This is a genomic window from Marinobacter iranensis (assembly GCF_029207565.1).
Taxonomy (GTDB): Bacteria; Pseudomonadota; Gammaproteobacteria; order Pseudomonadales; family Oleiphilaceae; genus Marinobacter; species Marinobacter iranensis.
On the sequence record NZ_JANCMW010000357.1, the window covers coordinates 1 to 246 of the forward strand.

The 246-nt window shown below is 66.7% G+C and carries 1 protein-coding gene; it reads left to right on the top strand.

Features of this window, described 5'->3' with window-relative positions; translation table 11 throughout:
- Positions 1 to 246 (top strand): NAD-dependent epimerase/dehydratase family protein (locus NLU14_RS22690; RefSeq protein ID WP_275710859.1); only part of this gene is annotated, 246 nt, incomplete at both ends.

Genomic DNA, 246 nt, shown 5'->3' on the forward strand with positions numbered 1-246 from the left:
GCACGACCGGTTCGTCTTCACCTCCACTACCTCGCTGATGATCAGCCAGGCGATCCGCGACGAGGCCGGGGGCGCGGCGACCTGGCTCGACGAGGATTCGGGTCCGATCGAACCCCGCAACATCTATGGAGTCACCAAGCTCGCCGCCGAGCAGCTCTGCCGGCTGGCCTGGCTGAACGACGGGCTCAATTGCGTCGTGCTGCGCACCAGCCGCTTCTTCCCGGAAGAGGACGACACCCATCGCGG